This is a genomic window from Salinimicrobium sp. TIG7-5_MAKvit (genome assembly GCF_049569215.1).
In the GTDB taxonomy this organism is placed as follows: Bacteria; Bacteroidota; Bacteroidia; order Flavobacteriales; family Flavobacteriaceae; genus Salinimicrobium; species Salinimicrobium profundisediminis.
In genome coordinates this window covers 365409-392247 of record NZ_CP145903.1, presented here as the reverse complement: position 1 = coordinate 392247, position 26839 = coordinate 365409, and the positions used below count along the sequence as shown (strand labels likewise).

General features: G+C 42.4%; 25 protein-coding genes. 9 read left to right on the top strand and 16 right to left on the bottom strand.

The window, feature by feature from the left end:
* Positions 1-156: 156 nt before the first annotated feature.
* Entirely contained in the window at positions 157-624 is a 468-nt protein-coding gene (locus V5739_RS01770; protein WP_423819424.1) for an Hsp20/alpha crystallin family protein, read from the bottom strand.
* 105 nt (positions 625-729) lie between these two features.
* Positions 730-1764, bottom strand: a complete 1035-nt coding sequence (locus tag V5739_RS01765) for a response regulator (RefSeq protein WP_266071176.1) — start codon at positions 1762-1764, stop codon at positions 730-732.
* A 210-nt stretch (positions 1765-1974) separates the two neighbouring features.
* Between V5739_RS01765 and V5739_RS01760 the strand changes: the two genes are divergently transcribed.
* Together V5739_RS01760 and azu are read left to right on the top strand one after the other, a co-directional pair.
* Positions 1975-2241, top strand: coding sequence for a zinc ribbon domain-containing protein (locus V5739_RS01760; protein ID WP_423819423.1), 267 nt, complete (start codon positions 1975-1977; stop codon positions 2239-2241).
* A 116-nt stretch (positions 2242-2357) separates the two neighbouring features.
* The gene (gene azu, locus V5739_RS01755; protein WP_423819422.1) at positions 2358-2918 is read left to right on the top strand and encodes an azurin; all 561 of its coding nucleotides are present in this window, start codon (positions 2358-2360) and stop codon (positions 2916-2918) included.
* 61 nt (positions 2919-2979) lie between these two features.
* Here azu and V5739_RS01750 read toward each other — a convergent pair whose 3' ends face one another.
* From V5739_RS01750 to V5739_RS01740, 3 genes are read right to left on the bottom strand one after another with little or no spacing between them, the layout of a single operon-like run.
* Positions 2980-3981, bottom strand: a complete 1002-nt coding sequence (locus V5739_RS01750; protein WP_423819421.1) for an MlaD family protein — start codon at positions 3979-3981, stop codon at positions 2980-2982.
* A 5-nt stretch (positions 3982-3986) separates the two neighbouring features.
* Positions 3987-4760, bottom strand: a complete 774-nt coding sequence (locus V5739_RS01745; protein WP_423819420.1) for an ABC transporter ATP-binding protein — start codon at positions 4758-4760, stop codon at positions 3987-3989.
* The gene (locus tag V5739_RS01740) at positions 4753-5532 is read right to left on the bottom strand and encodes an MlaE family ABC transporter permease (protein WP_423819419.1); all 780 of its coding nucleotides are present in this window, start codon (positions 5530-5532) and stop codon (positions 4753-4755) included. Before V5739_RS01740 ends, V5739_RS01745 begins: the two co-directional genes overlap by 8 nt.
* 176 nt (positions 5533-5708) lie before the next feature.
* On the opposite strand from V5739_RS01740, the gene V5739_RS01735 reads away from it, so the two are divergent.
* Positions 5709-6659, top strand: a complete 951-nt coding sequence (locus tag V5739_RS01735) for a 1-phosphofructokinase family hexose kinase (protein WP_423819418.1) — start codon at positions 5709-5711, stop codon at positions 6657-6659.
* Here V5739_RS01735 and V5739_RS01730 read toward each other — a convergent pair.
* From V5739_RS01730 to V5739_RS01695, 8 genes are all read right to left on the bottom strand, one after another.
* Positions 6656-6976 (bottom strand): hypothetical protein, encoded by a 321-nt coding sequence (locus tag V5739_RS01730; RefSeq protein ID WP_423819417.1) that lies wholly within the window; start codon positions 6974-6976, stop codon positions 6656-6658. The genes V5739_RS01735 and V5739_RS01730 overlap by 4 nt on opposite strands.
* Positions 6973-7827, bottom strand: coding sequence for a hypothetical protein (locus V5739_RS01725; protein ID WP_423819416.1), 855 nt, complete (start codon positions 7825-7827; stop codon positions 6973-6975). Before V5739_RS01725 ends, V5739_RS01730 begins: the two co-directional genes overlap by 4 nt.
* 66 nt (positions 7828-7893) lie before the next feature.
* Positions 7894-8466 (bottom strand): pseudouridine synthase, encoded by a 573-nt coding sequence (locus V5739_RS01720; RefSeq protein ID WP_423819415.1) that lies wholly within the window; start codon positions 8464-8466, stop codon positions 7894-7896.
* Positions 8467-8690: 224 nt separating this feature from the next.
* The gene (locus tag V5739_RS01715) at positions 8691-9359 is read right to left on the bottom strand and encodes a response regulator transcription factor (RefSeq protein WP_423819414.1); all 669 of its coding nucleotides are present in this window, start codon (positions 9357-9359) and stop codon (positions 8691-8693) included.
* A 97-nt stretch (positions 9360-9456) separates the two neighbouring features.
* On the bottom strand, positions 9457-10107 hold the full coding sequence (locus V5739_RS01710) for a helix-turn-helix transcriptional regulator (RefSeq protein WP_423819413.1): 651 nt from the start codon (positions 10105-10107) through the stop codon (positions 9457-9459).
* A 10-nt stretch (positions 10108-10117) separates the two neighbouring features.
* The gene (locus tag V5739_RS01705) at positions 10118-13138 is read right to left on the bottom strand and encodes an AAA family ATPase (protein WP_423819412.1); all 3021 of its coding nucleotides are present in this window, start codon (positions 13136-13138) and stop codon (positions 10118-10120) included.
* Positions 13135-14358: an exonuclease SbcCD subunit D C-terminal domain-containing protein gene (locus V5739_RS01700; protein WP_423819411.1), complete on the bottom strand. Its 1224-nt coding sequence runs from the start codon at positions 14356-14358 to the stop codon at positions 13135-13137. Before V5739_RS01700 ends, V5739_RS01705 begins: the two co-directional genes overlap by 4 nt.
* A gap of 136 nt (positions 14359-14494) precedes the next feature.
* Positions 14495-15766, bottom strand: coding sequence for a carboxypeptidase-like regulatory domain-containing protein (locus tag V5739_RS01695; protein ID WP_423819410.1), 1272 nt, complete (start codon positions 15764-15766; stop codon positions 14495-14497).
* Between the two features lie 498 nt (positions 15767-16264).
* Here V5739_RS01695 and V5739_RS01690 point away from each other — a divergent pair, with 498 nt between their 5' ends.
* The 4 genes from V5739_RS01690 to V5739_RS01675 are packed head-to-tail and all read left to right on the top strand — an operon-like array spanning position 16265 to position 23274.
* Positions 16265-19909 carry a chemotaxis protein CheB gene (locus V5739_RS01690; RefSeq protein WP_423819409.1) on the top strand — a complete coding sequence of 1215 codons (3645 nt, stop codon included), beginning with the start codon at positions 16265-16267 and terminating at the stop codon, positions 19907-19909.
* Positions 19910-19913: 4 nt separating this feature from the next.
* Positions 19914-22124 carry an ATP-binding protein gene (locus V5739_RS01685; RefSeq protein ID WP_423819408.1) on the top strand — a complete coding sequence of 737 codons (2211 nt, stop codon included), beginning with the start codon at positions 19914-19916 and terminating at the stop codon, positions 22122-22124.
* Between the two features lie 12 nt (positions 22125-22136).
* On the top strand, positions 22137-22706 hold the full coding sequence (locus tag V5739_RS01680; protein ID WP_423819407.1) for a response regulator: 570 nt from the start codon (positions 22137-22139) through the stop codon (positions 22704-22706).
* Entirely contained in the window at positions 22684-23274 is a 591-nt protein-coding gene (locus V5739_RS01675) for a biliverdin-producing heme oxygenase (protein ID WP_423819406.1), read from the top strand. Before V5739_RS01680 ends, V5739_RS01675 begins: the two co-directional genes overlap by 23 nt.
* Here V5739_RS01675 and V5739_RS01670 read toward each other — a convergent pair.
* Together V5739_RS01670 and V5739_RS01665 are read right to left on the bottom strand one after the other, a co-directional pair.
* Positions 23242-23892: a class I SAM-dependent DNA methyltransferase gene (locus V5739_RS01670; protein WP_423819405.1), complete on the bottom strand. Its 651-nt coding sequence runs from the start codon at positions 23890-23892 to the stop codon at positions 23242-23244. The two genes, V5739_RS01675 and V5739_RS01670, sit on opposite strands and share 33 nt — an antisense overlap.
* Positions 23868-24227 (bottom strand): STAS/SEC14 domain-containing protein, encoded by a 360-nt coding sequence (locus V5739_RS01665; RefSeq protein WP_423819404.1) that lies wholly within the window; start codon positions 24225-24227, stop codon positions 23868-23870. Before V5739_RS01665 ends, V5739_RS01670 begins: the two co-directional genes overlap by 25 nt.
* 163 nt (positions 24228-24390) lie before the next feature.
* On the opposite strand from V5739_RS01665, the gene V5739_RS01660 reads away from it, so the two are divergent.
* Positions 24391-25557, top strand: a complete 1167-nt coding sequence (locus tag V5739_RS01660; protein WP_423819403.1) for an MFS transporter — start codon at positions 24391-24393, stop codon at positions 25555-25557.
* A 198-nt stretch (positions 25558-25755) separates the two neighbouring features.
* Positions 25756-26256: a VOC family protein gene (locus V5739_RS01655; protein WP_423819402.1), complete on the top strand. Its 501-nt coding sequence runs from the start codon at positions 25756-25758 to the stop codon at positions 26254-26256.
* Here V5739_RS01655 and V5739_RS01650 read toward each other — a convergent pair whose 3' ends face one another.
* Positions 26257-26760 carry a rhodanese-like domain-containing protein gene (locus V5739_RS01650; RefSeq protein WP_423819401.1) on the bottom strand — a complete coding sequence of 168 codons (504 nt, stop codon included), beginning with the start codon at positions 26758-26760 and terminating at the stop codon, positions 26257-26259.
* Between the last annotated feature and the right edge of the window lie 79 nt (positions 26761-26839).

The window sequence follows — 26839 nt, the reverse complement described above, 5'->3', positions numbered from 1 at the left end:
AGAAAGTTTCAGTAAAAAAGTATGACTGCGATCATGCAGGAGAAGAGACTACCACTTATGCAGCGGGTGAATTTCAAATGTTCAAATCATTCTACTTCCCTGCCTGCAACTTTAGGAATAATCGCTTTGAATCGCAGGGCAGTCTCTTCTTAAAGGTCAGGAAACTTTAATGGTTTTTGGTTTTTTAGTTTCTATGCCTTCTTTCTTGTGTAATTTTAATTTTAGAACTCCATCTTCATATCGGGCCGAGACATCTTTGTCTTCATCAATAGATTCGGGAATACTTACAGATCTTGAGAAGGAATTATAACTAAATTCTCTACTCACAAAACCTTCTTTTTCATCTTCTTTCTTTTCTTCTTTTTCAGCAGAGATAGTGAGAAGACCATTGTCAAGAGTGATGGTGAAATCCTCTTTTTTGAGGCCGGGGGCGGCGAGCTCAACTTCAAATTCTTTTTCTTTTTCTTTAATGTTCATTGCCGGATTAACATCACCGTCTCCATTAGGAGCGAAGAAATTTTTCATCAATCCGCGGCGGTCAAAAAAGTCTGAAAAGAAAGGATCACTCATAAAGGCATTGCTCAACACGGGAACCCTGCGCTTTTTTGTTGTTGCTAAAGACATAACCATGGAATTTAATGTTAGTAATTTTTTCTTCTAATTTACAGTACATTAACCCCGAAGAGCATGACAATTGTCATGTAGCGAAAGAAAGGTGTGCGAAAACTCCTAATGTATTTCCGTTAATTTCTCAAGCTGCAGTATCTTTATGTCACGGCCAATAATATCAATAATACCATCCTTTTTAAGGCAGGAAAGGCTTCTTATAAAACTTTCTGTAGAAATACCGGCAACACTGGCCATATCGCTGCGTGAAACCTTTAAAACGGGAGTATTATCGTCTTTCACCTTTTCAGCAAATTCCAGTAAGGTACTGGCGGTTTTTTTAAGGACCGATCCATATGCCATTTCTAACAGGTGAGTTCTAAGTACATCGAGGCTGTGTGTTATTTCTTCAGCAAATTCCAGCATCAAATCCCGGTTTTGTTCCAGCATTTGTAGAAATTCGTCATGAGATAACCTGTACAAAATACTTCTTTCCAGTGCCTGGGCACTTTCGGGATAATGGTTTGATTTTTTATAGCTATAGAAGCCCAAAAAATCCCCTTTTTGAGGAATAGTCGTGATAAGTTCTTTCCCGTACTCGTCAAGCCTGTAGGTCTTCACCATCCCGTGTTCCAGGAGGTAGACACTGCAGGCCATACGATTTTCCATAAAGATCTCTTCATTTTTTTCAGCCTCTATCTGTTCGCCATAAGTGCGCACGTACTCTTTAAACTCTTCTAAATGAAACTGGTTTTTACGGCCGGGACTCTTTTCTCCCTCCAGCTGCGCTCTTTTAGTAAGGCGCTTTTCAATGGTTAAAATGAGATCTTCTTCGCTAAAGGGTTTGGTGATATAATCATCGGCTCCCAGGTTCATTCCCCGGCGTACATCGGCAGGATTTGACTTTGCTGATAGAAAGATGAAAGGAATATTCCTGGTGTGGCGATTTTGCTGCAGCGCGGTATACACCTCGTACCCGTCCAGCTCGGGCATCATGATATCTGATATAATAACATCGGGTAATTCCTTGTATGCCTTTTTTAGTCCGGTTTTGCCTTCATGGGCAAGGAAAGTCCGGTAACCGGAAAGTTCGAGTAATTCCCGGGTGTTTTCTGCAAGAACAAGGTCATCTTCAATAAGGAGGACTGAGTTCTCCATGAGCTTGATATTTAAACTGATATATTGAAAAGTTACAAAAAACACCTCTCATTATCAGCGAATTAAAAATGTGAAATAAAGATACGTCAGAAAACCATATTTAGGAAATATTTAAGACCTGAAAGCCTTTTTTTTTCTCTTCTGTTTTTATCTTTAGATAAACCCTTTTTAGAACATTGGTTATTGTTCTGAAGATTAAGATGATATGCTATGAAGTCATTGACCTGTCAAAGCTGCGGATTGCCTTTTTCAAAGAAGTTTAGAGGCACCAATAAGGATCTTAGCAAGAACTCCGATTATTGTTTGACCTGTTTTAAGGATGGAACATTCACTAACCACCAGCTCACCATTCAGGACATGGAGAAAAAATTGCTGGAGATGGCCCGGCACCACGATGGCCTCACACTTGAAGAAGCCCAGCAAACCATCAAAATATTGCCCGATTTAAAGCGCTGGAAGATGACGCACATCCTTTAAAAAAAAGGTAGAGGTTTATACTTTCCTTAACTTCAGATATTAAGAAAACCTGTTATAATTCTTTACCTTTGAGCTAAGTTCAAAAGTTAAAAGAGCTATAATTTAAAACCTAAAACATGAAAAACTTAAGCAGATTTTTTGCAGTTTTTTTAGCTGCAGTTCTAATGAGCTGTGGAAATGAAAAAAAAGAACAGGAAACTATAACTATTGGAGATGGAGGAAACCTTGAAACAGTGGAGACCACCCAAGATGCAGCTGCTAATGAAACAGCCCAGGCCAATGATGCTATACAGCGGCAGGATGGTGTGGTACAGGTTAACCTCACCGGTAATGATCTAATGCAGTATAACCTCAATGAGATTAAAGTAAAAGCAGGTGACAAGGTAAAACTTACCCTTACCCATGTGGGAGAATTACCCGAAAATGCAATGGGCCACAACTTTGTACTGCTTAAGCAGGGAACAGATGTGGTTGATTTTGCCCAAAAAGCAGCTACTGCAACAGGTAATGAATACATCCCTGAAGGAACAGACGCTGTTATCGCCAAAACCGAAATGATAGGCGGTGGCGAGGAAACAACTATTGAGTTTACTGTTTCTGAAGCGGGAACTTACGATTTTATTTGTAGTTTCCCGGGGCATTACGTTCAAATGCGCGGAAAATTTATCGTAGAGTAAGCGCGTAATTTTTTATTCTGGCGGATAAAAAGGCTGTTTTAATTTTTAAAGCAGCCTTTTTCTATTCCTGCTCTTTATTTTTTTCCTCTTCTGCCTGTAATTTGGCCTGTCTTTTAAAGTAGCCTCTAAAGAGGATATTGTGCTGCAAGGCTTTCATGTTCTCGTCAAACTTTTTGGTAGCTTCTTCGATATTCTGAAGGGTAGCATCCAGTTTATCTACAGCACCGGCATCGTTCAGCAGATAATCCAGCGTCCCTTCACCATTTTTTAGATCATAAGAAACCTGCTGCAGGTTAGAAGTCATTATCCCAATTTCAAGAGCAGAAATTTCAAGATTTGAGATAATTCCTTCAATTTGCTTTGCCGCGGTAGTATCACTTAATAAAACTCCCGCAACACTTTCTTTAAAGTTCACCTGAGCGGTTATTTTGTTGAGGTTATTGACCATAATTGAGACTTCTCCTGTGGCCTTTCTAAGGTCTTTAATACTCTCCTTAAAATTAACTGCCATTTCCTCGTCTTTAATTAAAGCCCCCAGGGTGCCTTCCCCTTTATTAATGCTGTTGGTTATTTTCAGCAGGTCGGCGGTTAAAAGTGCAGCGTTCTCATTAGTTGTGTTAAGGGTGGTGAGCATATCGGCGGTGGCAATCTTGCTAATAGATTTAATAGTATCTCCCGAGCTCACTGGAACGGGTGCCACATCTGCCTTTTCCCCCGGAAGAAGGTTTATGATCATACTCCCTACAAGCCCGTCAGAACTAATCGTTGCGAGGGAGTTCTTCCTGATAAGATCCATAGTGGGCTGGTCAATTCTCATGTTTACGGCAATACTGGTGTCGTTCACTATGGTAATGCTTTGCACCGTCCCCACATTTACTCCGGCAAAGCGAACATTGTTTCCGCGCTGTAGACCATTAACATCTTTAAATACCGAAACAATGACACTGTTATTCCCAAACAGATTTTGCCGGTTTCCTATGAAATAGACTGCGGTTATGAAAATTATAATTCCCACAATCACGAATATTCCTAATCTCAGGTTCTGTGAATTTGAATTTTTCATGTCTTTTATTTAAAGAAGGCCCTTATTCTGGGGTCTTCAGAAGTTGATAGTTCCTCAAAAGTTCCCTGCGCATAGTTAGTACCGTCAAGTAACAGGATCATCCTGTGGGAGATCACTCTGGCGCAGTCAACATCATGGGTAATGATCATTGAAGAAGTTTTATACCTTTTTTGAACGCTGGTCATTAATTCAATGATCTCTTTGGCTGTAATGGGATCAAGGCCGGTAGTGGGTTCGTCATAAATAATTATCTTGGGTTTAAGGATGAGTGCCCGTGCAAGAGCTATCCTTCGCTGCATCCCGCCCGAAAGTTCATTGGGCATAAGATCAATGGTCCTCGCCAGCCCTACATTTTCAAGTGCTTCAAGTACAAGTTCATCTGTATCTTTGATGTTCATCCTTTTGGTGTGGCGCCTCAATGGAAACTCAAGATTTTCTCTCACCGTCATTGAATCGTAAAGAGCACTACCCTGAAACAGGAATCCAATCTCTGCTCTAAGTTCATCCATTTGAGTGCGGTCAAGTTTCGTGATGTCCTGACCTAATACTTCAATCGTCCCGCTATCCGGTTCCATGAGACCTACAAGACACTTGATCATTACCGACTTACCCGAGCCCGATTTCCCCATGAGTACCAGATTTTCGTTCTCGTACATTTCCAGGTTAAAATCCTTCAACACCACCTGGTCCCCAAACTGCTTGTGCAGGTTTTGGATTCGTATCACCGGTTTCCCTTTTGGTGTGGAAGAAGATGTAGGTAGGGCCGTCATGCTATCCATATATTAATTGGGTTAGAAAAACTGCTATAAAATCTATAATGAAAAGCAACATGCTCGTATATACTACTGCGGAATTTGAAGCCCGACCCACACCGGCTGTTCCTTTACTGCTATTGTAGCCCTTGAAACACCCCACCAGCCCAATAGCAAATCCGAAGAAAAAGGATTTTCCCGTAGCAGGCAGGAGGTCCCTGAAACCAAGGGCACTAAAAACCTGATTAAAGTACAGCATAAAAGAAACCTGACCTTTAATGTTCTCTACCAGGGCCGATCCAATAAGTGCAACAAAGTCACCAAAGATTATAAGCAGCGGAAGCATAAGGGTCGCAGCTAGAATTCGGGTGACAACAAGATACTTGAAAGGATTTGTGCCCGAGACTTCCATAGCATCTATTTGTTCGGTCACTTTCATAGATCCCAGTTCGGCACCTATGCTTGATCCAATTCGTCCGGCACAAATAAGAGCGATGATCACAGGGCCAATTTCCCTGACTATAGAAATACTAATCATATTCGGGATCCACGATGAAGCTCCAAACTCTTCTAAGGTGGGCCTGGATTGAAGTGTGAAGACCAGGCCAAGAATAAAACCTGTTACTCCTACAAGTAACAAAGATTTATTCCCCATTTGGTAACATTGCTGTAAAAACTCTTTGAATTCAAATGGCCGGCTGAACAGTTCCTTAAAGAACCGTGCGGCAAATTTTGACAGCGCTCCAATTTCAGCAAAAAAGGAGTACAGGTTTTTTTTCAATGGAAAACTTTCAGCCATTCCCTACAGTTTCTAGCTCAAAACTACCTTATAAATCTCGGAATAAGTATGATATCTCTCAGTTTTACGCCAGACTTCAGGAAATATGAAAAGCTTTTTCACAATTTAACATTGCAGTTTTAGGGTTAAAAAACTAATCTGTAAATTAGAGAGTAGACCAAATAAAAATATAGGCAATGATAATAACCTTAACTGCCAATCCTGCCCTGGATATTTATTCAAAAACAGAAAAGCTCGAACCCAACGAAAAATTGAGGTGTGAGACACCGCTCATTGATGCAGGTGGAGGGGGAGTAAATGTTTCCCGGGTGATCAAGAGACTGGGTGGGCAATCTACCGCCGTGTATGCTAAAGGTGGTCACACAGGAAAGCTTTTTTACGATCTTCTGAAAAATGAAGGGGTGACACAAAATCCTGTAGAGGTTACAAATGATTTGCGGCAGAATTTTGCAGTTACCGAAACCGCCACAGGAAATCTCTATCGCTTCGGTTTTCCTGGGGCTCAATTACAGGAATCGGAATATGAAGCTTTACTCGACAAAGTGAGCCGGTGTGAAAAAGGGGCTTTTTTAGTGGCAAGCGGGAGCCTTCCCTCGGGGGCACCCTCCAACTTTTATGCCCGGGTAGCGGCAAAAGCGAAAGCCTGCAGATTAAAATTTGTGCTTGATACTTCTGGAAAATCCTACCAGGGAGTGCTGGAGGAAGGAGCTTATCTTCTAAAACCGAATAAAAGGGAGCTCAGCGATATTACGGGCCAATCGGCAGAAAATCTGGAGGAGCAAAAAAGCGCTTTGCTCAATATCCTTAAAAAGTATTCCGTAGAGATTATTGTGCTCTCTTTGGGGGGTGAAGGTGCGCTTTTGGCTTCAAAAGGGGAAGTGAAACATTACCCTGCCCCGCAAGTGGAGCACGTTAGTTCAATAGGGGCAGGTGATAGTATGGTTGCCGGTCTGGTTCATGCCCTTTCTACCGGGCAACCTCTCAAAAATGCCATATTATATGGGCTGGCCTGTGGTAGTGCGACTATAAAGTCTCCTGGGACTGAGTTGCTTAAAAAAGAAGATGTAGAGATGTTTTATAAACAGCTCCTTAATCAAACTTCAGGAGAGAATAGCATCCAACGTTAGGTTAGTGCCGGAAAGCTGATCCCCAAAATCAACAGGTTAAAAATAGTCCCATATTTTGCATCCTGCCAGTTCAACGTGATGAGAAACTGAGACAGGATGGCCCCTATAATAGCCAGAATGGGCCAGTAATTTGAAGCCATTAAAAAATAGACATCTGCTATAAAAATAAGCACGGCACTGGTAAGCCAAAGTAATCCTTCAAGTTTATTGATACTTCTGGAGAGGGTAGGTAAAAAATCTTCATGAACAGCTTTTACTACCCCCATGAGGTGTAAAATTGCATGTGTGAGGAGCAGGACAGAGATTAAGATTTTCATGGCTTTTGAAATAATGGTTTTGTGGTATTACGGTTTCGTTTAAAAGCAGGCACAAAGTCTATTTCAGGTTTTGGACTTATCAAAGTCGGAGCTTTTGGATTGGAAAGAAAATTCACAAAAGCCGGGTTGTTCATTTTCATTTGCAGGCTATGCTCATCCTGAGGGAGCAATCGTAAATCAAAATTTTGAGCATCCTGCAGGTTTGAAAAATGGTATTCTTGCTGAGAGAAAACCTTCACCGCAGGATGATATATATTTAAAACTTCTTTTAACCTGAAGCTGTCAATTTTTGCCTGTTGGGCATTCACTTTGCCGGGGTAGATCTTATGTATTTCAAGGGAAAAGCTGAAGTTTCCGAAGATTTTTTTAACCGGGGCAAGACTGGCTAATGAAACCTGAACGCCGGGTTCTGCTATGAGCAGCAGTTTTTTGGGAAGTCTGGGCTTCGCAATATCAGGGAGTGCCAAAAATGGCATTTTTAAGCCGGTATATAGTTTGGTCAACGCCGTCAAATGACTTAAAGCTCTGTTTCTGGTATTCAAAATAGCCCAAGAGAATTTTTCTTTTCTTTTGTAGAGATCTTCGGGCGATTTCAAGATGTGCAGCTCATAATCTTCAGCAGGGAAAAAACTCCTTATTTTTTTCTGAATGGCATCCAATTCATGTTTGATGACGAATTCGAGACAATTTAATTGAGATTCATTGTAAGACGGCCCGCAAGCCAATCTTTGTTTTATGGAAAAGGTCTCGAAGTAGAAATGAGTTTTTCGGCCTCTCATGAGATGAAGGGCGTAGAGCAAGCCACTTCGGGGAAGCGACGAAACATCTGAAGAGATCAGAATATTGTTCATAGCCGAAAAAATTAGAACAATAATTTACTGAAAATTCCAGATAGATTACATGATTTTTATCAATTATTAATAGGTAAAATTCTTAACTTCAATAACTTCTCCCGAATTTAAGCTGTCAAGTTTCTCCTGGCCTATACGTACCCTTACCAGCCTAAGAGTGGGAAAACCGGCCGCTGCAGTCATTTTTTTTACCTGTCTAAACTTGCCTTCAGTGAGTGTAATTGAAATCCAGCTGGTAGGGCCATGCCTTTCATCCCTAATGGGTTTTGCCCGGGGAGGAAAATCAGGAAGAGATTTCAGCATCCTGGCTTTGCAAGGTTTGGTAAGATATTTTTTTCCATTGATCCCTATCTCAATTCCGGTACTTATTTTTTCAATGTCTTTTTCTTTAATGAGGCCATCTACCTGCACATAATATTCTTTTTCTACATTCCCTCCTGTAATTTCTGCACTCACCTTACCATTGGTGGTAAGTAAGAGCAGGCCTTCCGAATCTTCATCCAACCTGCCTATCGACATAGTGCCTTCGGGGAAATCCCCTAGTTCTCCCAGCATTTTCTTACTGCGGCGGGTGCGCTGGTTACTCACGAACTGGCTTAAAAAACCGTAGGGTTTATATATTTTAAAGTGTCTGTGCATAAAATAGTACCACAACAATATCTTTTTGTTGTTCGTAGGCAAAAATAAGGCTTTCGTCTTTTAATTTTAACAGAAAAAGGGCGAAAATCCCCAAAAGTGGGTATTGGTGGAGGAGGTGTGAAATACTATTTTTACACGTGAAATTGTACCGGATATTTCACTTATGAGTCCGGTGCAACGGAGTGAAAAATCGGGGGTGTAGGGGCCCCGATTTTTTTTTGTGCTTAAATAAGATCGTAGGCCCTGGCGTATTCCGTAAATTCAAAACTGGTAGAAATATTCAGTTTCTTTTTGATATTCTTGCGGTGAGTGTGCACGGTGTCTATAGAAATGTGCAGTTCTTTTGCAATATCTGCCGAACTCTTTCCCAGAGCCACCAGTTTCAAAACTTCCTTTGCCCTTTTTCCAAGGCTAAGAAATTTACTTAGGTTTTCTTTGAAGAACATATTTTCCTTTAAAAGCCGCTCTGCTTTATTTTCAATATGCTTCATGCGGTCAACGGGAAACGCGACAGTGACCAGATGAGTGGCTGAGCCATCATCAGCCTGGTGAAAGATCCTTATAGACCCAATGTGCCATACCCATTCCTGGCGGTCTTTAAATTTCACCTGCTGAAAAAAAGTAAAGGTTTCTTCGGGATCCTTTTTTTGAAGCAGCTTTCGCAGTTTCACTATGAAATCTTCCATATCTTCATTATTGAAGAAACGGTCATGGTATTTAGGTCCCATTTTAGAAAGCTCCTCTAAAGAAACTCCCAGTTGATATAGCCCGCGGGAGCTCATGTAAACAGTCTTGAAGTCTTTTTCCCTTAATTCATGCACAATGACCACACCGGGCATAGCTTCTGCACATTCAGAGAAGAGAGTCAGTTTTTGTTCAAAGGTTGGCTGCAAGGTTCCGGTTGTTTGCTATTTAAAAGTAGCACAAAACACAGGTTCTTTAAAAAAACCTTAAAGAAAATCGATAAAGGGTATCTTTTTTTGATATCCATCACATTAGGTCATAAGCCCGGGCATATTCCTGGAGTTCAAATGAGTTGGCAACCTCCAGTTTTTTCCGAAGAGATTTTAGATGGGAGTTCACCGTATCTGAAGATATGTTTAAACGCTCTGCCATTTCATTAGTTCTCATCCCTTTTCCTGCCAAACCAAGGGTTTCAATTTCCCGCGGAGTCAACTTTCCGTATTTTTCAAGGTTCTTCCGGGCAAAATCTGTTTCTTCCATTAAGCGCTCAGCTCTTTTTATGGTCCATTCAAAATCTTTAAGCGGCACTGCGTAGGTGATAGTGTGAGTAGGTTGAAAATGAGCTTCGATATGAAAAATTTTTATAGAAGCCGCATACCATTGAAAGCTTCCCTTGATTTTGACCTGGTGAAAGAAGGTATATGTTTCATCAAGTCCTTCCAATTCAATCAATGACTCCAGCGATTCCAGATAATCCCTTATGTAATTTGATTTAAAATAGATATGTTGGTAATTCTCCTTTGTAGCTATAAGTTCATTGAGGGTCAAGCCCAGCAGTTCCAGGCCGTTTGAGGTCATAAATAGAGGTTTAAAACCCTCTATTTCATTGATCACCGTAATTCCCGGAAGCTTTTCAAATTCTTCTGAAAATGTAGAAATTTTTTCTTCTACTGTCATAAGTCATAATTTATCCTATTACCTCCAGTGAACTATAGCCCTGGCCATTTCTGCTAAGTCGTATCTGTGTGGCAATTCGTTCTTTTAACGAGTCAACATGGCTAATAATTCCAATGGTCTTAGATGATTCTGCCTGCAGCTTTTCCAGCGTATCCAAAGTTTGGTCGAGGGTTTCAGGATCAAGGGTGCCAAAACCTTCATCTATAAACAAGGAGTTGATCTCGACATTTCGCGAAGCCAGGTCACTTAAAGCAAGGGCCATAGAGAGGCTTAGCAGAAAAGTCTCACCTCCCGAAAGTGTCTTTACCGAGCGTCTTTGGCCTCCCATATGTTCGTCTATGGCTACCAGGCTGTCGTCTTCGTCTTCTAAAGGTTTGTCGATCCTGTAGCGGTCGCTTAGATCCTGAAGCCTGCGGTTTGCCAAAATGAGTAGCTGTGAGAGGCTTAGATCCTGGGCAAAGTCGTTAAATTTCTTCCCGGTGGCGTCTCCCACGAGCTGGTTGAGCAGTTCCCAACGTTTTATTTTGCCCTTCACTTCTTTAAGATCTTCCTCAATGGCAGCAATTTGTGCCCGTCGTTCTTTGTCGTTTCGCAATTTGCGCCTCAATTCTTCGCACTCCTCATTTAAAGAAGTCAGTTGCGCTTTTGTCTCCTGCAGCTGCTTTAAAAGATTTTCCTCATTTTGTGGCAAATCCTTTTGTTGTAACTCTTCGAGTTGCGTTTTAAGCGTTTTTAAAGAGGCTTCAATTTGCCCTTTTTGAGAGGTAAGTTCTTCCCGTTTTCTGTTGAGCTGTGAATATTCTGTTTCAGGTAGGAGTCTTTGCAGGGCTTCAGAAATATCTTTGCAACCGGCTTCAGAAATACTGGGGTGCAGAAGTTTTTCCAGCGTTTTGAGCTCAGCAGTTTTATTGGTCAGTTTTTGGTTGAGGTCTTTTCCCTGGCTGGTAAGCGAATTTTGTTGGTGTTGTAGCGAAGTCCACGAATTTTGCAACTCCAGGCAGTCGGTATCAATATCTTTCCCGCTGTACAGGCCGTCAAGCTCTCTTTTGATCTTTTTTCCCTCTACCAGTACGTTTTGAATTTCGGTAAGTATGGGAAGCCCGGTCTTAATAGCGTTCAGCTTCCTGTTTTGTTTTTTAAATTCATCAAGAAGGCTAATCTTCTTTTCACTGCTGTTGCAGAATTCTTCCCAGTCTTTCCCTGCCGGATTGATCTTTAAAAATACCTCTTCAAAATGCCTTTTTTGAGCCTCCACTTTGCTTCGGTTTTCCTGGATGAGCAGTTGAAGTTCGCCAATTCTCTTCTGGTGATGCGCCAGGCTGGTCTCACGGCTGGTCACCTGCCTTTCCATTGCCGAAAGCTCTTTTTTCAGCTTTAAAAGTTCCTCCTGTAAAGTGTCATTTTTCGCAGGTAAGTGGGTGGCATAAGGATGTTCGGTGCTGCCGCAAAGCGGGCATGGTTCGCCGTTCTTCAGGTTATGCCTGTGTTGTTCCAGGCTCGCCTTAAGCAGCTCATTTTCCTTTCTTAGTTGCAGGTTCTCCACATCTTTTTGAAGGGTTTGCATCTCTTTTTTTGCTGAAGCCACCTCCTGCGGAAGGTTTGCAACCTGCCCAAGCAGTTCTTTTTCCTCTTTTGTTGCCCTTTCAATTTCTGCGGAAAGATTTTCTATCGCCACCCATTCCTGTTGTGCTTTTCTTCCCTGCTGAAGGAGTTCCCGTAACCTGATTTTTTCGGTTTCCACATTTTGAAGGTCTATCTCTTTCAGTTGATCCTGAAGCTCCTGAAGCCTGTTTTCGCCCGCAGTTTTCATTTCTTGCAGCTTCAGTTCTTCGGCTTTGAGATCGCCATTCAGCTTAAACGGAACTTCTCTTAATTCCAGGTCAAAGCGCTCCTGCAGGTTGCGATAATGGCTCAGTTTTTCATCCCGTTGCTGCTGAAGTTTTCTCACATTGCGGGAAAAAGCTTGCAGGCTGCTCTCAATCTCTTCTGTAGCAGGCTCATTTTTCAAAAACCTGCTGATGTTCTCAAGGCACTGGCTAATACCTTTCCTATTTTTTTCTACGTCACCAGCATGCCTGGCAAGTTCTTCCTTTATTTCCCTGCAGCCGGCATCTAGATTTTGCCACTTGCGCAAATCTTCGGCAAAGCCTTGTACCTGCTCGTGTTGCTTTAGCTTTTCTCCCTTTTCTTTTTCAAAATCAATAAGGTTTTGAGTGGCATTGAGCTGTAGTTTCTCCTGTGCTGCAATTTGCTCCTGCTGTGAAGAAATATTCTTCTTGAGGTCTTTAAGCCTTTCCAGTTCGCGGGTTTCCTTCTCCAGCGGCTCACACATGCCCGATTTTTGAGTAAGAGCTGTAGTGAGCTCCTGTAAAACTTCCTCCTCTAAAAGGTCTTTTTGAAGCACATTTATTTCCCGCTGCCTGTCTTCAATTTCGGCATTGACTTTTTTGAATTTCTGATAAACTTTGATGCCTACCTGCCTGTAAATTCCTGTTCCCGTGATCTTTTCAAGAAGCTCCCCGCGTTCATCTTTTTTGGCCTTTAAAAACTGGGCAAAATCTCCCTGTGCCAGCAGCACCGATTTTATGAACTGGTTGTAACTTAAACCTATAAGCTCCTCGTTCTTTGAAGGAACATCAGACTTTTTATAGTCCAGGGGTTTGCCGGTAGCCAGATCGTAGAGGAACATTTCATAATCGCGCAGGTTGTTGTTGCGATTGGTTGAAATGCTCCATTCGCTGGCGTAAATTCCTTTTTTTGCCTGGTAAGTAACCTTTGCAAAAGCCTCTTTTTGATTGCGGGTAAGCAGCGCACCTTTATTGATGATGTCGTTCTTACTGATCTTTCCCAGGCGCGGCACCATGTTGAAAAGGGCAAGGGAAATCACGTCTAGAATGGTGCTTTTTCCGCTGCCGGTGGGCCCAGTAATTGCAAAGAGCGAACTTACCGTAAAAGGCACTTTGGTGAAGTCTATCTCATGCTTTCCCTTGAGGGAATTGATGTTCTCAAATTCTATTTTTAAGATCTTCATATTTCTGCATTTTCATCCCGGTGCAACTCTTCAAGTATTTCGTCAAAAGCCGAAAGGATTTCCTGCTTTGTTTCGGTATCGTACTCGTGCTTTGCAATGAGCTCCAGGAAAACATCTTTGGGCTTCAAATCCTGTAATTGTTTATCGGCACTAAAAGCCTGGCCTGCACCTTTTAACTGATTTTTAAAACCTGCCCTGTGTTTTACAATCCGGTAACCTTCCTTTTGAAAACCCGAAACCAGGGTATCGAGGTCATAGATCTTTAATGCGTCATACTGCTCTTCTTTAAGCTCTACTTCGATGAGGCTCTCAAGATCTTTTTTCTCCTCTAGCTCATCCAGTTTTAAGCTGATTTGTTCAAGGTCGCCACTAATTTTTAAAAGTGCGCGAAACCCCGGAACAGGAACACTTTTTGGTTCCCAGCCTTTTTCAGAATCAATGATAAGTACTCTTTTTTCATCCCGGCGTTCGCTGAAGGACAGGGGCAGGGGAGAACCGCTGTAAAATGCAGGCACAGCAGCGGCTACCCGCTGGGGTTTATGGATATGCCCCAGGGCGATGTAATTGAAATAGCTACCAAACCTGGAGGCTTCAAAAGCTGCGAGATTCCCAATCTGAATTTCTCTTTCACTTTCTGAAGTTTCAATACCTGCGGTGAAGAGGTGGCCCATGGCGAGTGCAGGTACTGCCGGAAACTGCCGTTCACAAATTTGTGCGGCTTCAAAAAAGGTATTCTGAATGCCATTTTTGAGAGCTTCAAGACGGTCTTCATGAGTTTCAGATTCAGCTGATTTTCGGAGATCGGCGTCACGCAGGAAGGGAACGGCCGCAATTACCAGCTCAGTTATTCCGTCGGAATTTTTTATGGGAATGATGAGTTCTTCAAGGTCCTGTGGCATTCCGCCAACAATCTCGATATCGAGCGCTTTCAGGATTTCTTTTGGCGCCTCGAGCATGGCTGGTGAATCGTGGTTGCCGCCTGTAAGAATGATCTTGCAGTCAAAGCGGTTCATTTTTACCAGCGCGCGGTAGTACTGGCGCCTTGCTTCGGAAGATGGATTGGCAAGATCAAAAATATCTCCCGAAACCAGCAGAACATCTACTTTTTCTTCTTCAATGGTCTTGCAAAGCCAGTTGATAAAGAGGTCGAAATCTTCGACCAGTTCGGTTTTGTGAAGTTTTTTTCCAATATGCCAATCGGCCGTATGCAGGATCTTCATTGGGTTTAACTTTTAGCTTCCGAAGTTAAAGGAAAGCTTGGTGCCCTGCAAAGTTAATGACTTATACGACAAAATATGTCCTCTCAAAAATGTGCTTTAAAAATGTCATTTTTGAGAGGTATTTCATCAAACAGATCTAATTGTTTTCCAACTTGTCACGTATTTTATCTATTGCGCTTTCAATAGATTCATCGGGTTCAATTATGTTGTTTTCACCCCAGAAAGAAAGATCGGCAAATCCCGAAATATCGTCATTCATGATCACCCTTCGGCTTAAAAAGCTATCGTCTTTTTTGACCTTTTCGGTATTCACCTCCCAGTTGGTCACGGCGAGTTCGCTGTTTACCTTATAGCGGGAGTTGAAGAGTTTCCGCTTCCAGTTTACCACAAATTCAAGTTGGGTATTGCCATAGCCAAAGTACCAGCGGCCGTCTTTTTGCCTGTAGGTAATGTCGTACTTCACTTCTACGGGATATACCTTTGTTCCGCCGGGTTTTTTCTGAACAAACAAATCGGTCGCAGCCGAGCGGTTATCTACGTTGAGGTTAAAAGAAGCTTTGACCAGGGAGAAAGTGTTGGCATCAATAAAAAGTTTGCCATAATACCAGGGCATGCTTTTATCCAGCTCTTCAAAATTCACAACGTAGAGGTACTGTTCGTCAATTTTGGTAGGATGGTCAAAGCTGAATTTGAAATTGGCAAGATCCCGCTGATTAAAAATATGCGTAGGATTTTTCATGAGGTCTATGCTCAAAGGATTATAAGGCCCACCCCTTAATTTAAGGGCTACAGTGTCCAGCCGGGTATAATCGGCTGTTTTTCTAGCTTTGACCAGGGCAATATCGTCATCACTGTTAGAATCATAAGGTTGTTTGTGGATTTTTACAACGGCTTCAGAAAGAGAGACATTTTTTCGGCCTCTTTTTATAGCTTCCCTGTAAAAGGCAGTCATGGTTGTACGGTCGGTAAAATAGTTGTTTCCGCGGGTTTCCAGCATATTGTGAACCAAAGCAGCAGGATCGGTATACGTGAAAATGCTTACTTCATTGAGCTCTTCTAATGATTCCTGAAGTGGTATGACAACTTTGTCCTGCTGAAAGAATTGCAAAGGGATTGTGCGGCTTTGGAAGCCAAGAAAGGAAACCTGCACATTTACATCTTCCAGGTTTTGAGGGATCTTTAGGGAAAATTCCCCGTCACTATTGGTCACTGTAGAGATGTTGGTGTTTTGAACAGATAGGTAGGCACCGGCCAGTGCATCGTTGTTTTGGCTGTTAACAACCTGTCCTTTATATTCTGTATACTCTTGTGAAGGTTGCTGAAAAGCAGTCACAGCTCCTGGAGACAAAACGAAAAATAAGAACAGGATAACAATGGGCCTTGCGAAAAATGAAGTTGGATTTCTCATGGCGTTAATATTATAGGGATGTGCTATACAAGATACTGAATTTTAATTGATTATTAAGATTTTGCTTCAGGATTTTGGGGGTGTAGAGGTGGCGAAAATCTATAGTGACCTCATTTTGCTTTTGTTCCCTGAGTTTTTCTTATTTTGTTGTATATAAACAGATTAAATTGTTTTTTGAAGCTGTTAGAAAAGGAAGGGAGCAGGTATGAGAATTGGTTTTAAAAGGGGAATAAGGCTGATGCTTTGCCCTCTCTTCCAATTAGTAATTAGTGAACACTCCTATTTTTAGAGTGTTCAATATCTGGCTGCGAAAGAGCTTTATTCTACACAACCGAGTTACTTAACATATTGTTAACAGTAAAAATTATTGTATAGAAGTATTTTTACGGCGGATAATTTTTCCAATACATGCTATTGAATTTCCTGCTTGAGATGATTTGTGGGTAACCTGCGATTTGTTTTAAATAGTAAGGATTCTGTGGTGGCTCTTTTTTCGTTATGAGTAAGAAAATCAAGAATTCCCCGACTTTACAATCAGAAACGACCCCTTCTTCGTCCAATACCCGAATTGTGGCCGTAGGAGCCAGTGCTGGTGGCCTTGAAGCTCTTAAATCTTTTTTTGAACATATTCCTCAAGCTACCAAAAGCGCTTACATCATAATTCAGCACCTGTCTTCAGATTATAAAAGCATGATGGGCGAACTCCTGGCCCGCAGTACGGGCTTGCCTATAGTGGAAGTAGAAGAGGGTATGGAAGTCAAGCCTGGGCATATCTACCTTATTCCACCGGCCAATAACCTGGTTATTAAAGGCAACAGGCTACAGCTTCTGGAGAAGCCCAAAAACCCTACTCTCAACTTGCCTATAGACATGTTCTTTGAGTCGTTGGCGCGAGAACAGCGGGAGAAGGCTATAGGAGTTATTCTTAGCGGTACCGGCAGTGACGGAACCCGCGGCGCACGGGCAATCAAAGAAAGCGATGGGATGATTATGGTGCAGGAGCCTGATGAAGCCCAGTTTGACGGAATGCCCAGAAGCGCGATTGCTACAGGGCTGGTAGATTATGTACTGCCAGTAAAAGAAATGGGCAATGAGCTCGATAATTATCTTACCGCACCTTCTATATTTCATTTTAAAGATGGAGATGTAGCTTACGACCAGACAGAGCTTATCAAGATCTTAAACTTTATCGATGAGAAAACAGGTCTCGACTTTAGAGAGTACAAAAGGTCTACTCTTGCCCGAAGGGTAGCACGAAGAGTGAATGTGTGTAAATGCCGATCTCTGGCCGAATATTTTACTTACCTCACCAATACCGAAGGAGAAGTTGATATACTTTACAGGGAATTTCTTATTGGGGTTACCAAATTTTTTAGAGACAGTAAAGTCTGGGACGTTTTACGCCAACGGGTAATCCCCGAAATGGTGAGTTCAAAAATTGATGGAGAAGTTCTAAAGGTTTGGGACGTTGCCTGTAGTACGGGAGAAGAAGCTTATTCTTTTGCCATGTGCTTTATCGAAGAAATTGAGAACCAGGGGAAGAATATAGAACTCAAGATCTTTGCTACCGACATTGCCGAAAAGCATCTTGAGATAGGCGGCAAAGGCTTATACCCCGAAAGTATAGCGGCCGATGTACCAGCCGATTTTCTTGCTAAATACTTTAAAAGCAAGCAAGGCAAATATGAGGTTGTAGATAAGTTGAGGCGGGCTGTAATCTTCTCACGCCACAACGTGATCAAGAATCCGCCGTTTAGTAATATGGATTTGGTTTCCTGTCGCAATCTTCTCATATATTTTCAGCCTGCAATACAAACCAAGGCCTTGAGTGTGCTGCATTACAGCCTTAAACAGGATGGGGTACTCGTACTGGGAACCAGTGAAAGCGTACATACAGAGCAAAAGAATTTTTCTGAAATTGATCGCAAATGGAAGATATTCAGGAATATTCAACCCAATAACAGGCTCGAAGCCGGTCTTTCCCACACGCCAACATCGGCGGGGAGAGTAGCTGGCAGCAAGCCCCAAAGTACAGGAATGGCATATAAAGCTCCTGCCAACACTACTTTTAACAAGCTCACAAGTGACTTTAATGAGACCGTACTCGATCACTTCAAGGCGGCAAGCGTTTATGTAGATTCAGATTACGATATACTTGAGGCCATTGGCGAATTCAGGAAATACGCCAACCTTCCTGTGAGCGGCTTTTCTACAAATTTACTCGACATGCTGGGCACAGATTTGAGGTATTTGATTCAGAACAGCCTTAAAAAAGCAGAAAAGCTTCAGCAAAAAGTTTATTATAAAGATGCCATTTTTGAACACCAGGGGGAGAAAAAAGCTGTTGACCTTTTAGTAAAACCTTTTCTGCGGAACCATGTAGACTCCGAAACCACTTTTATGATCACCTTTCTTGAGAAGGAGCTCAACCTTGAAGGGGTAGAAAGTGTAGATAATATTACCCTTACCACCCGTACCAAAGAATATGTTTCCAATCTTGAAGAGGAGTTAAAGCAAACCAAAGAAGAATTGCAGACTTCCCTGGAAGAGATAGAAACCAGCAACGAAGAGTTGCAGGCGGCCAATGAAGAACTTTTGGCTTCAAACGAAGAGCTGCAAAGCACCAACGAAGAACTGCAAAGTGTAAACGAGGAGATCAACACCGTAAATGCCGAGAACATTCAGAAAATGGATGATCTTGCCGCGCTTAATGCCGATATTAACAACCTGCTTGAAAGTACGCAAATTGGTACTATCTTTCTCGATGGCTCCCTGTGCATACGCAAATTCACCCCGGCCATAAAAGATCATTTTAGTTTTCTTAATTCTGATATGGGGCGGCCAATAAGCCATTTTACGGGGAGTATTGGAAGGAGCAATTTGCTCCAGCGTTGTAAGCGGGTGCTTAAAACCGGTAAGACTTTAGAGAAAGCCGTAGTTTCTACAGACGGGCTGCATTACCTGCGAAGAATATCACCCTACGTAGATTCTAACGAGAAAATTGATGGTGTAGTGATCACTTTCATTGAAATTGAAAGCCTTCAAAAGTCAAAAGAGAAGCTGCAGGCGAGCGAACGCAGGTTTAAGAGTTTCTATGAAGAAGACCCTGTAATGCACATAAGCGTTAACCCGCAAAATTATAAGATTGTGCATTGCAACAAAATGGCCATAAAGCAGCTGAAGTATGAGTCGAAAGAAGAACTTATAGGGAAATCTATTTACGACCTGTACCACGAAGATTCCCAGGTGGAGGCTTTAAAATCGAATAAATATTTTACTGAAAACGGCGTGCTTGTCAATCTCGAGCAGAACATCCTCAACAAGACCGGAGAGAGCCTGCCCGTAATTCTCAATGCCACTGCCGAAAGGGATGAAGAAGACAACGTTGTAACTATTCGCTATACTTTTGTAGAGATTGCAGCTTTGAAAAAGGCCGAAGATCAACTGCGGGAGCAAAAAGCCGATCTTGAAAGGGCTAACCGCGACCTGGAGCAATTTGTTTCCATTTGTTCGCACGATTTGCAGGAGCCGCTTTCTACGATCAAGTTCGGGATAGATATTTTAGGTAAAATCTATGCTTCCAAACTCGATGAAAAAGGGCAAAATTACGTTTCTTACATCAAGCAGGCATCAACCAGGCTTTCAGAACAAATAAGGGCCTTGCTGGAGCATTCGCGCATAGGTCGCGAAGGCGTTAAGAAACTCGTAAACACCCGCGAGCTGGTAGAAGTTGTAAAATATGATTTAGGCAAAAGAATAAAAGACACAAAGGCAAAGATCCATATTGGAGATTTACCGCGCCTGCAAGGTTATGAAGTAGAACTAAGACTGCTTTTCCAGAACCTTATTAGTAACGCCATAAAGTATACCCCTAAAGAACGAAATCCGGAGGTGCGTATCTCGGCATATAGAGAAGGCGATTTCTGGACATTTACGGTGGTAGATAACGGGGTAGGAATTGCAAAAGAAGACCAGGATAAAATTTTTACAATATTCAACCGCGTCAAAAAACACGACAGCAATGATGGTACAGGTGTGGGGCTGGCACACGTAGAGAAGATAGTTCATTTACACAATGGTAGCATTTGGGTAGACTCGCAAGAAGGGGTGGGAAGTACCTTTTACTTCAAACTTCAGGCTTAATTATATGGATGCATCGTCCTTAAAATACCCGGTTCAGGTTGATTTGGAGAACTGTGCCAAAGAACCTATTCACATCATTGGGAAATCTCAGGCGCATGGTGTGCTGGTGGTTTGTGATCGCACAAATTTAAACATCACCCAGGCCGGTGAAAATGCTTCGGAATACTTCGGAATTCCTGTAGATGAGCTGCTGGGGAAACCGCTGTCTTACATTCTGAAAATGCCATTTTTGGCACCCGGTTTTGATGAAGATAACCTTCCGCAGGAAGTGGAAGTAAACCGAAAGAAATTCCTGGTGCTTGCGCATATTTCCGAAGAGAGTTTGGTGCTCGATTTTGAGCCCCTCGCACAGGTGCAGGATCCATTTTTCTTTCAGAAGCAGTTAACGGGCATCCTCAACAAGTTCCAGGCAGCACGGTCTCTTGAGGAGCTTTCTTCGGAAGCTGCCAAACTCACCCGCAAAATGTTTGGCTATGACAGGGTGATGATCTACCGCTTTGATGAGGAGTGGAATGGTGAAGTGGTTGCCGAAACAAAGAATGACGATTTAGAATCGTGGCTGGGTCTGCGATATCCGGCTACCGATATTCCGGAGCAGTCCCGAAAAATGTTCCTTAAACACAGGGTAAGGATCATTGCCAATGTACATTATACGCCGGTACCATTAAAGCCCGAAATTTCACCGGTTACCGGGAAACCCCTTGATATTTCAAGATCTTCGCTTAGGGCCGTTTCTCCTATTCACATAGAATATTTGAAAAACATGGGGGTGGGCGCATCCCTTTCGGCAGCTATTGTGGTAAAGGGAAAATTGTGGGGGCTTATTGCCTGCCATCATCAGGCAGAGAAGCACCTTGATTTTTACCAACGGGAGAGTTGCCGTTTCCTGGCTCAAATGCTCTCAACCGAAATTACGCTGCATGAAACCAGCAGCCTTTTAAGTCATTCAGAGCAAACCGAGAGTATCCGGCGGCAGTTGGTGGCTCAAATGAAATATCACGACAATATTGTGGAGGCACTAAGCAGGGATACCGTACAATTTCTAGAACTCCTTAATTGTAGCGGCGGTGCCATTTTTTACATTAATGAATGGGAACTAAATGGGCAAACACCTGGCAAAGAACAGCTGGACAGCCTGCTCAATAACTTCATAAAAAAGCAGTCAAAAAGCCTTTTTTGGACCCGCAACCTTTCAGCGCTATTTCCTGAAGCCGAAGAATACAAGAAAACAGCCTCGGGGCTTTTCAGCTTAAAAATTTCTGATAACAAATATATTTTATGGTTCAAGCCTGAAGTAGTGCAGGTAGTGACCTGGGGAGGGAATCCGCAGAATAAGGTGTTCTATAACGAAAAGGAACAAAGGCTTAGTCCGCGTAAATCTTTTGAAAAGTGGAGTGAGAAACTCACCGGCTTTTCGGAACCATGGCATGAGCTTGACCGCAACACGGCCAGGGCTTTGAGAGAAAATATAAGCCATGTGCTGCTCACCCGCCAGCGCAGGGAAATTGAAGCCTTGAACGATAAGCTTATAGAAGCCAACAGGGAGCTGGAACTATTTAGTTACGGTCTTTCACATGATCTACGGGCGCCGGTAAGAGGTATGGAAGGCTTTCTCAAAATTCTTCGGGAAGATTTTAGTAAATCCCTTGGGAGTGAAGGTCTTAAATACCTGGAAATGAGCGCCGGCCTTACCCAAAAAATGAACGATCTTATTGACGATATCCTGGAGTATTCCAGGCTGGGGCATATTGAGAGGGTAGAGAAGCATGAGGTAGATACCACCGCAATGCTCAAAGAAATATTCGGACTTTTCAATCTTTCGGCAAATTTCCCTTCGGCACGCATAGAGATTCAGGAAGATCTTCCGCCTATGTGGGGTAACCGTAGAATGCTGTTCCAATTGTGGTCTAATTTGCTTAACAATGCTTTAAAATATTCTTCAGAAAAAGAAGCACCAGTTATAGAAGTAGGTAAAATCCGCATAAATGGCCGCAGTACGTTTTACGTGAAAGATAATGGAATAGGGGTAGACCCGGCATTGAGAGAAAAAATATTCGAGACCTTTCAGCGCGGCGTGGGCAGCAAATTTAAAGGCACCGGCATTGGCCTTGCCATTGTAAAGAGGATTGTGGAAAAACATGAAGGAGAAATTTGGGTTGAAAGTGAACCCGGAGAAGGTTCTGTATTTTATTTTTATCTTGAGCCCCAAAAGTAGGAGCATACGCAAATGATTAAGATCCCGTTGAGAATATTACTGGTGGAGGACAATGAAGCTGATGTCTTGATTACCCTGCGCACTATTAGAAAACTTGTTGAAGAACCACATATTGAGGTAGTTGAAGACCTTTCTTCCTGTAGGAACAAGCTCATCAACTTTATTCCCGATGTGGTGATTTCCGATTACAACCTTCCTACCTGTACAGGCCTGGAGGTACTGCAGCTGGTACAGCAAAAAGATCCCAAACTTCCATTTATCTTCCTTACCGGCACGGTTCACGACGAAGAACTGGCTGCCAATACCATTTTGGCAGGAGCTTCGGGGTTTATTCTGAAAAAGCACTTGAACAACCTCGAAGACAAATTAAAACCCCTGCTTAAACAGGTGGTCTTTCACATGAGTGAAAAAGAGGAAATAAGGGAACGCCTAAGGCAGAACAAAATTGCCATAAACCAGATCAATGATTATCTGGATAACCTGAAATTTGACAACAGGGAGCAGAAGGATAACATCAGCAAGATCAAAGATGCCATTAAAGATTTTAAAGCCGGTAGGGATGAAGATAATAGAGAAGCTTAAGGAGGAAACCCGCGAACTGCACGAACAAATTGAGGATAAGAACCTGGCCCGGCAAATTATAGACCACAGTATTGATCTCACCACCTATAAACTCCTGTTACTGCAAAATTACCTGGCGTATCGCGAAACTGAAACCGAAATACAAAAGTTCTTGCCACACTACGAAAGCAAGAAACACCAGCAGTTAAAACAGGATTTGCAACAATTGGGCATTACAGGAGAAATACCTTCCAAAAATGGCATTTTTGAATGCCATTCTAAAGCCGAAGCCCTGGGAGCGGCCTACGTGGTTGAAGGATCGGCCCTGGGTGGGATGGTTTTGGCAAAAAACCTTCAGAAATGTGCTGCTTTAGATGAAATTCCGCGGCATTACTTTTTTAATGGCGATAAAAATAACATGCAGGACTGGAAAGCATTTAAGGAAGAGCTCGAAAATTACCCTTTTACCCCTTCCGAAGAAAAAATGGCCATTGAAAAGGCTAAAGATACCTTTCGGTTCTTTGAGCGTATTTTTGACAGGGAATTGAATGTAGATCTAAACCCCACTTTCAAACACCAGGGACAGTAACCTTGGCACTTTAGACCTGTCATTATTATCAAAATGTTCGTTGAGGTCTAAGAGTTTAAACTTGTGCGCTTTGGCCATGTCTAGAAAATCTGAGAGATGATGAGTAAAGGCAGGGGGCATTTGATAGCCGCTTTCGGTTTCAAATTTTGCTCTACTGCCTGCATACTGTCTTCCCGGATGAAGTTCACAGATATAGAAATTTCCGTTTCTCTTCAGGCTGTGGGCTCCTTCAGCAAAGATAAAGCTGAGGTCCTTGATATGTTCTAGCACGAGGCTACAGGTGACAAGATTAGCCCAACCCGGCTTTACAGGCCACGTTTCAGTAATATCTGCTTCAATAAAGCTAACATTTTCAGCCTGTGTTTTTTCCTGTGCTTTGGCCATCATTTTTGGAGAAATGTCAATAGCTGTAACAAAATCGGCTTTTTGCGAGAACCATTCGGTGTTTTTCCCTGTGCCGCAGCCCAGCTCCAGGATATTTCCGTAGTGAGGGTTCAAAAAGATGTCCCTAAGCACCTGGGCTTCGAGGTCACGGGTTCTGTTCTCCATAGCGTCGTAAGAGGCTGCCCATGCATTATAGGAGTCGCCGGTGTTCATATTTCTATCTTCTTGATCCAATTTTTGGCTTCGTCTTTTTCGGTTAAATCAAAATATTTGATTGTGGCTCCGGTAAAGGGTTTCATAAGTTGGGTAAGTTCTTTCTCCCACTCCTTATTCCCCACCATGGCAATTCGCTCCAGGTTTTCATAATTTTTGAAGTCGAATTTGAGATCCCGCCACATGGCACTCAGGTTCCAGCCTTCAAATTCTTTCATTTCAAAGTACCATCTTATGGTGCCAAAACTCCTTACTTTCTCCTGTAGCAGTGGGATAAGCCTGTCATAATCTTCATTGGTGAGTTTTTCTTCTGCGACGGTGTAAATAACGTTATGTTCAACCTGTATAGAAATCATAATGTAGTTTTGCTACAATTTCCAAAGAAATGTGGATTTTGACAACACAATGGAATGGGAGTAGAGTTAAGCTCTTGTTAATCTATGTCTAAGGAATGTTAAGCATTTTTTTCTGAAAAACTAAGAGAGCAAGGCTTTCAGCATTCAAAAATTCCTGCCATCTTTGCGTTTTTTAAGAGGTATGGAATCCCGAAAAAAGCAACGCATTGCTCTTAGCACTTTCTTCTTTATGTCGGGATTTGCTTTTTCTACTTGGGCATCCCGCATTCCTACTATCAAAACCCATTTTGATCTAAACGAGGCACAACTTGGAAACCTCCTGCTGGCCATGCCGGTAAGTTCTCTCATTGGTTTGCCCATTTCGGGTTGGCTGGTGTCAAAATTTGACAGTCGCAATCCTTTAATTGCAGCTTATTTCTTTTTTGCTGTAGGGTTGGTGCTTATAGGAAGTGCATCAAACATGGTGTTTTTGGTGGCAGGCATCAGTGTTTTTGCCTTTAGCATGCGAATACTCAATATCTCCATGAATACGCAGTCTCTCACACTTCAAAAATTATTTCCGCGGAAGATTTTGGGCTCCTTTCATGGTCTTTGGAGTACAGGCGGACTGGTAGGTGTGCTTTTTTCTACCTTGTTAATTAAGCTGAATGTCTCTATGCAGATCCATTTTTGGATGGTTGCAAGCCTCGGAATCTTACTCGGGTTATGTTCTTACTCCTTTTTACTGAGGAAAGATCGTGCCACGGGTGGTAATAAATTAAGGCTTGGTAAACCCGATAAATTCATTCTTTACCTCGGGTTACTTATCTTTTTTGCATCGCTGTGCGAAGGTGGTATGTTTGACTGGAGCGGCGTGTACTTTAGAGAGGTGGTTAAGGAAGAGGTGTTCACACTAGGCTATCTTATTTTTATGACCTTTATGGCACTTTCAAGGTTCGTTTCTGACAGGCTTATCGAGAAATTAGGAATGGCCCGAATGTTTGTGGTGAGTTCTTCCCTCATTTCTTCGGGAGTATTATTAATGGTCCTGTGGCCGGTTTTTTGGCCTGCACTTGTAGGCTTCAGCCTTGTAGGTATTGGGGTTGCGGCTATTATCCCCATGATCTTTAGCCTGGCAGGTACTTCTAAAAAATATTCGGCAGGAATGGCTATTTCTATCATCACTACTTATGGAATTGTTGGGATGCTCTTAGGCCCGCCACTGGTTGGTTACATTGCCCATCTTTTTAACCTTAAAATTTCTTTTCTGCTGTTCCTCTTTGCCGGACTCCTGTTCATACCCGTATCTCAGCTGTTCTTCAAGTTAAAACAGGAAGAGGAGGTGAGATAAATGTTTGATTTTTAAAAACGGTTCGCTTTTTTGCCTTTTTTGAGAGGTAAGTGTTTTTATGATTCTTTTAGAAAGACGTTATTCCTTACTTTTGTATCTTATCTTGATTTCAGAAAAAATTCACGCAAGCTTATAAGCTGAATTATGGAGCGGCACGAAGAATAGAATATATTTTATTCGGCTATAGAAAAATGAAAAATGATGGCAAATAATGAAGACTATAAGGCACCCGCTTCAACAAGGATAGGCCACGTTCATCTCAAGGTTTCAGATCTTGAACGCTCTCTGTTATTTTATAACGGGCTGCTAGGTTTTGAAGTGACGCAGCGTATGGGCGATGCAGCTGCATTTTTATCGGCTGGCGGTTATCACCACCATATAGGCCTCAATACCTGGCACAGTAGAGGTGCGCCCGAAACCTCAAAAAGGGGAGTGGGCCTGTACCACACCGCTATAGTTTATGAGCATAGAAAAGAGCTGGCACAGGTACTGCAAAGGCTTCTTGATGCCGAATATCCTTTAACAGGGGCGGCCGATCACGGCGTGTCTGAAGCCCTGTACCTCAATGATCCCGATGGTAACGGCGTAGAACTTTATTACGATCGCCCAAGGGAGCAGTGGCCGTACACAAAAGACGGCTCTCTTGAAATGTACACCAGGGCTTTGCACCTTGACCAATTGCTGGCCGAGCTTAAATAGTTAATTTCCTACCGGGTAACCTTTGTCTATCCAGTCTACTTTTATATTCTCGCGCAGGTTGAGCAGTTGATGATTGGTGAAATCCATTTCGTTGAGCAGTGCAAAAGCAGGCCGAACGTTAGGGCAAATATTAAAAGGACAACAACCACAGTAGATTAGGATATTGCTGTCTTTTGGCAGTTTTTCCAGTTCCTGCCTCAGGTTGTTGAGGCTTTCTTTTTCTCCGGAAGGTCCTGTGTCTTTAGACCCGGGAATTATTCCACCGGCACCAAGGCTAAAAATAACAAGGCTGTCTTCAGAATTTTCGAGGAGTTGCACGAGCTCTGAAGGTTCCAGAAGTTGCTGCTGAGACCAGGGTTCTTGCTGAATTTCAGGTTTTGCTTCTTCAGCATTGTTTTTTACAACCTCATTATCTGCAACTGCAGATTCCTGAGTTTCGTTTTTGCAGGCTGAAGTCAATAAGGTAATCAGGCAAATGGCGGAATAGAAGTATTTGTTGATCATAATTTTTTTGTATCCGAAGAAAAAAGAATTCAGAATTTATAGAAAATTTAGTCGGGGCGCTTGGGTTTTGAACGGCAAT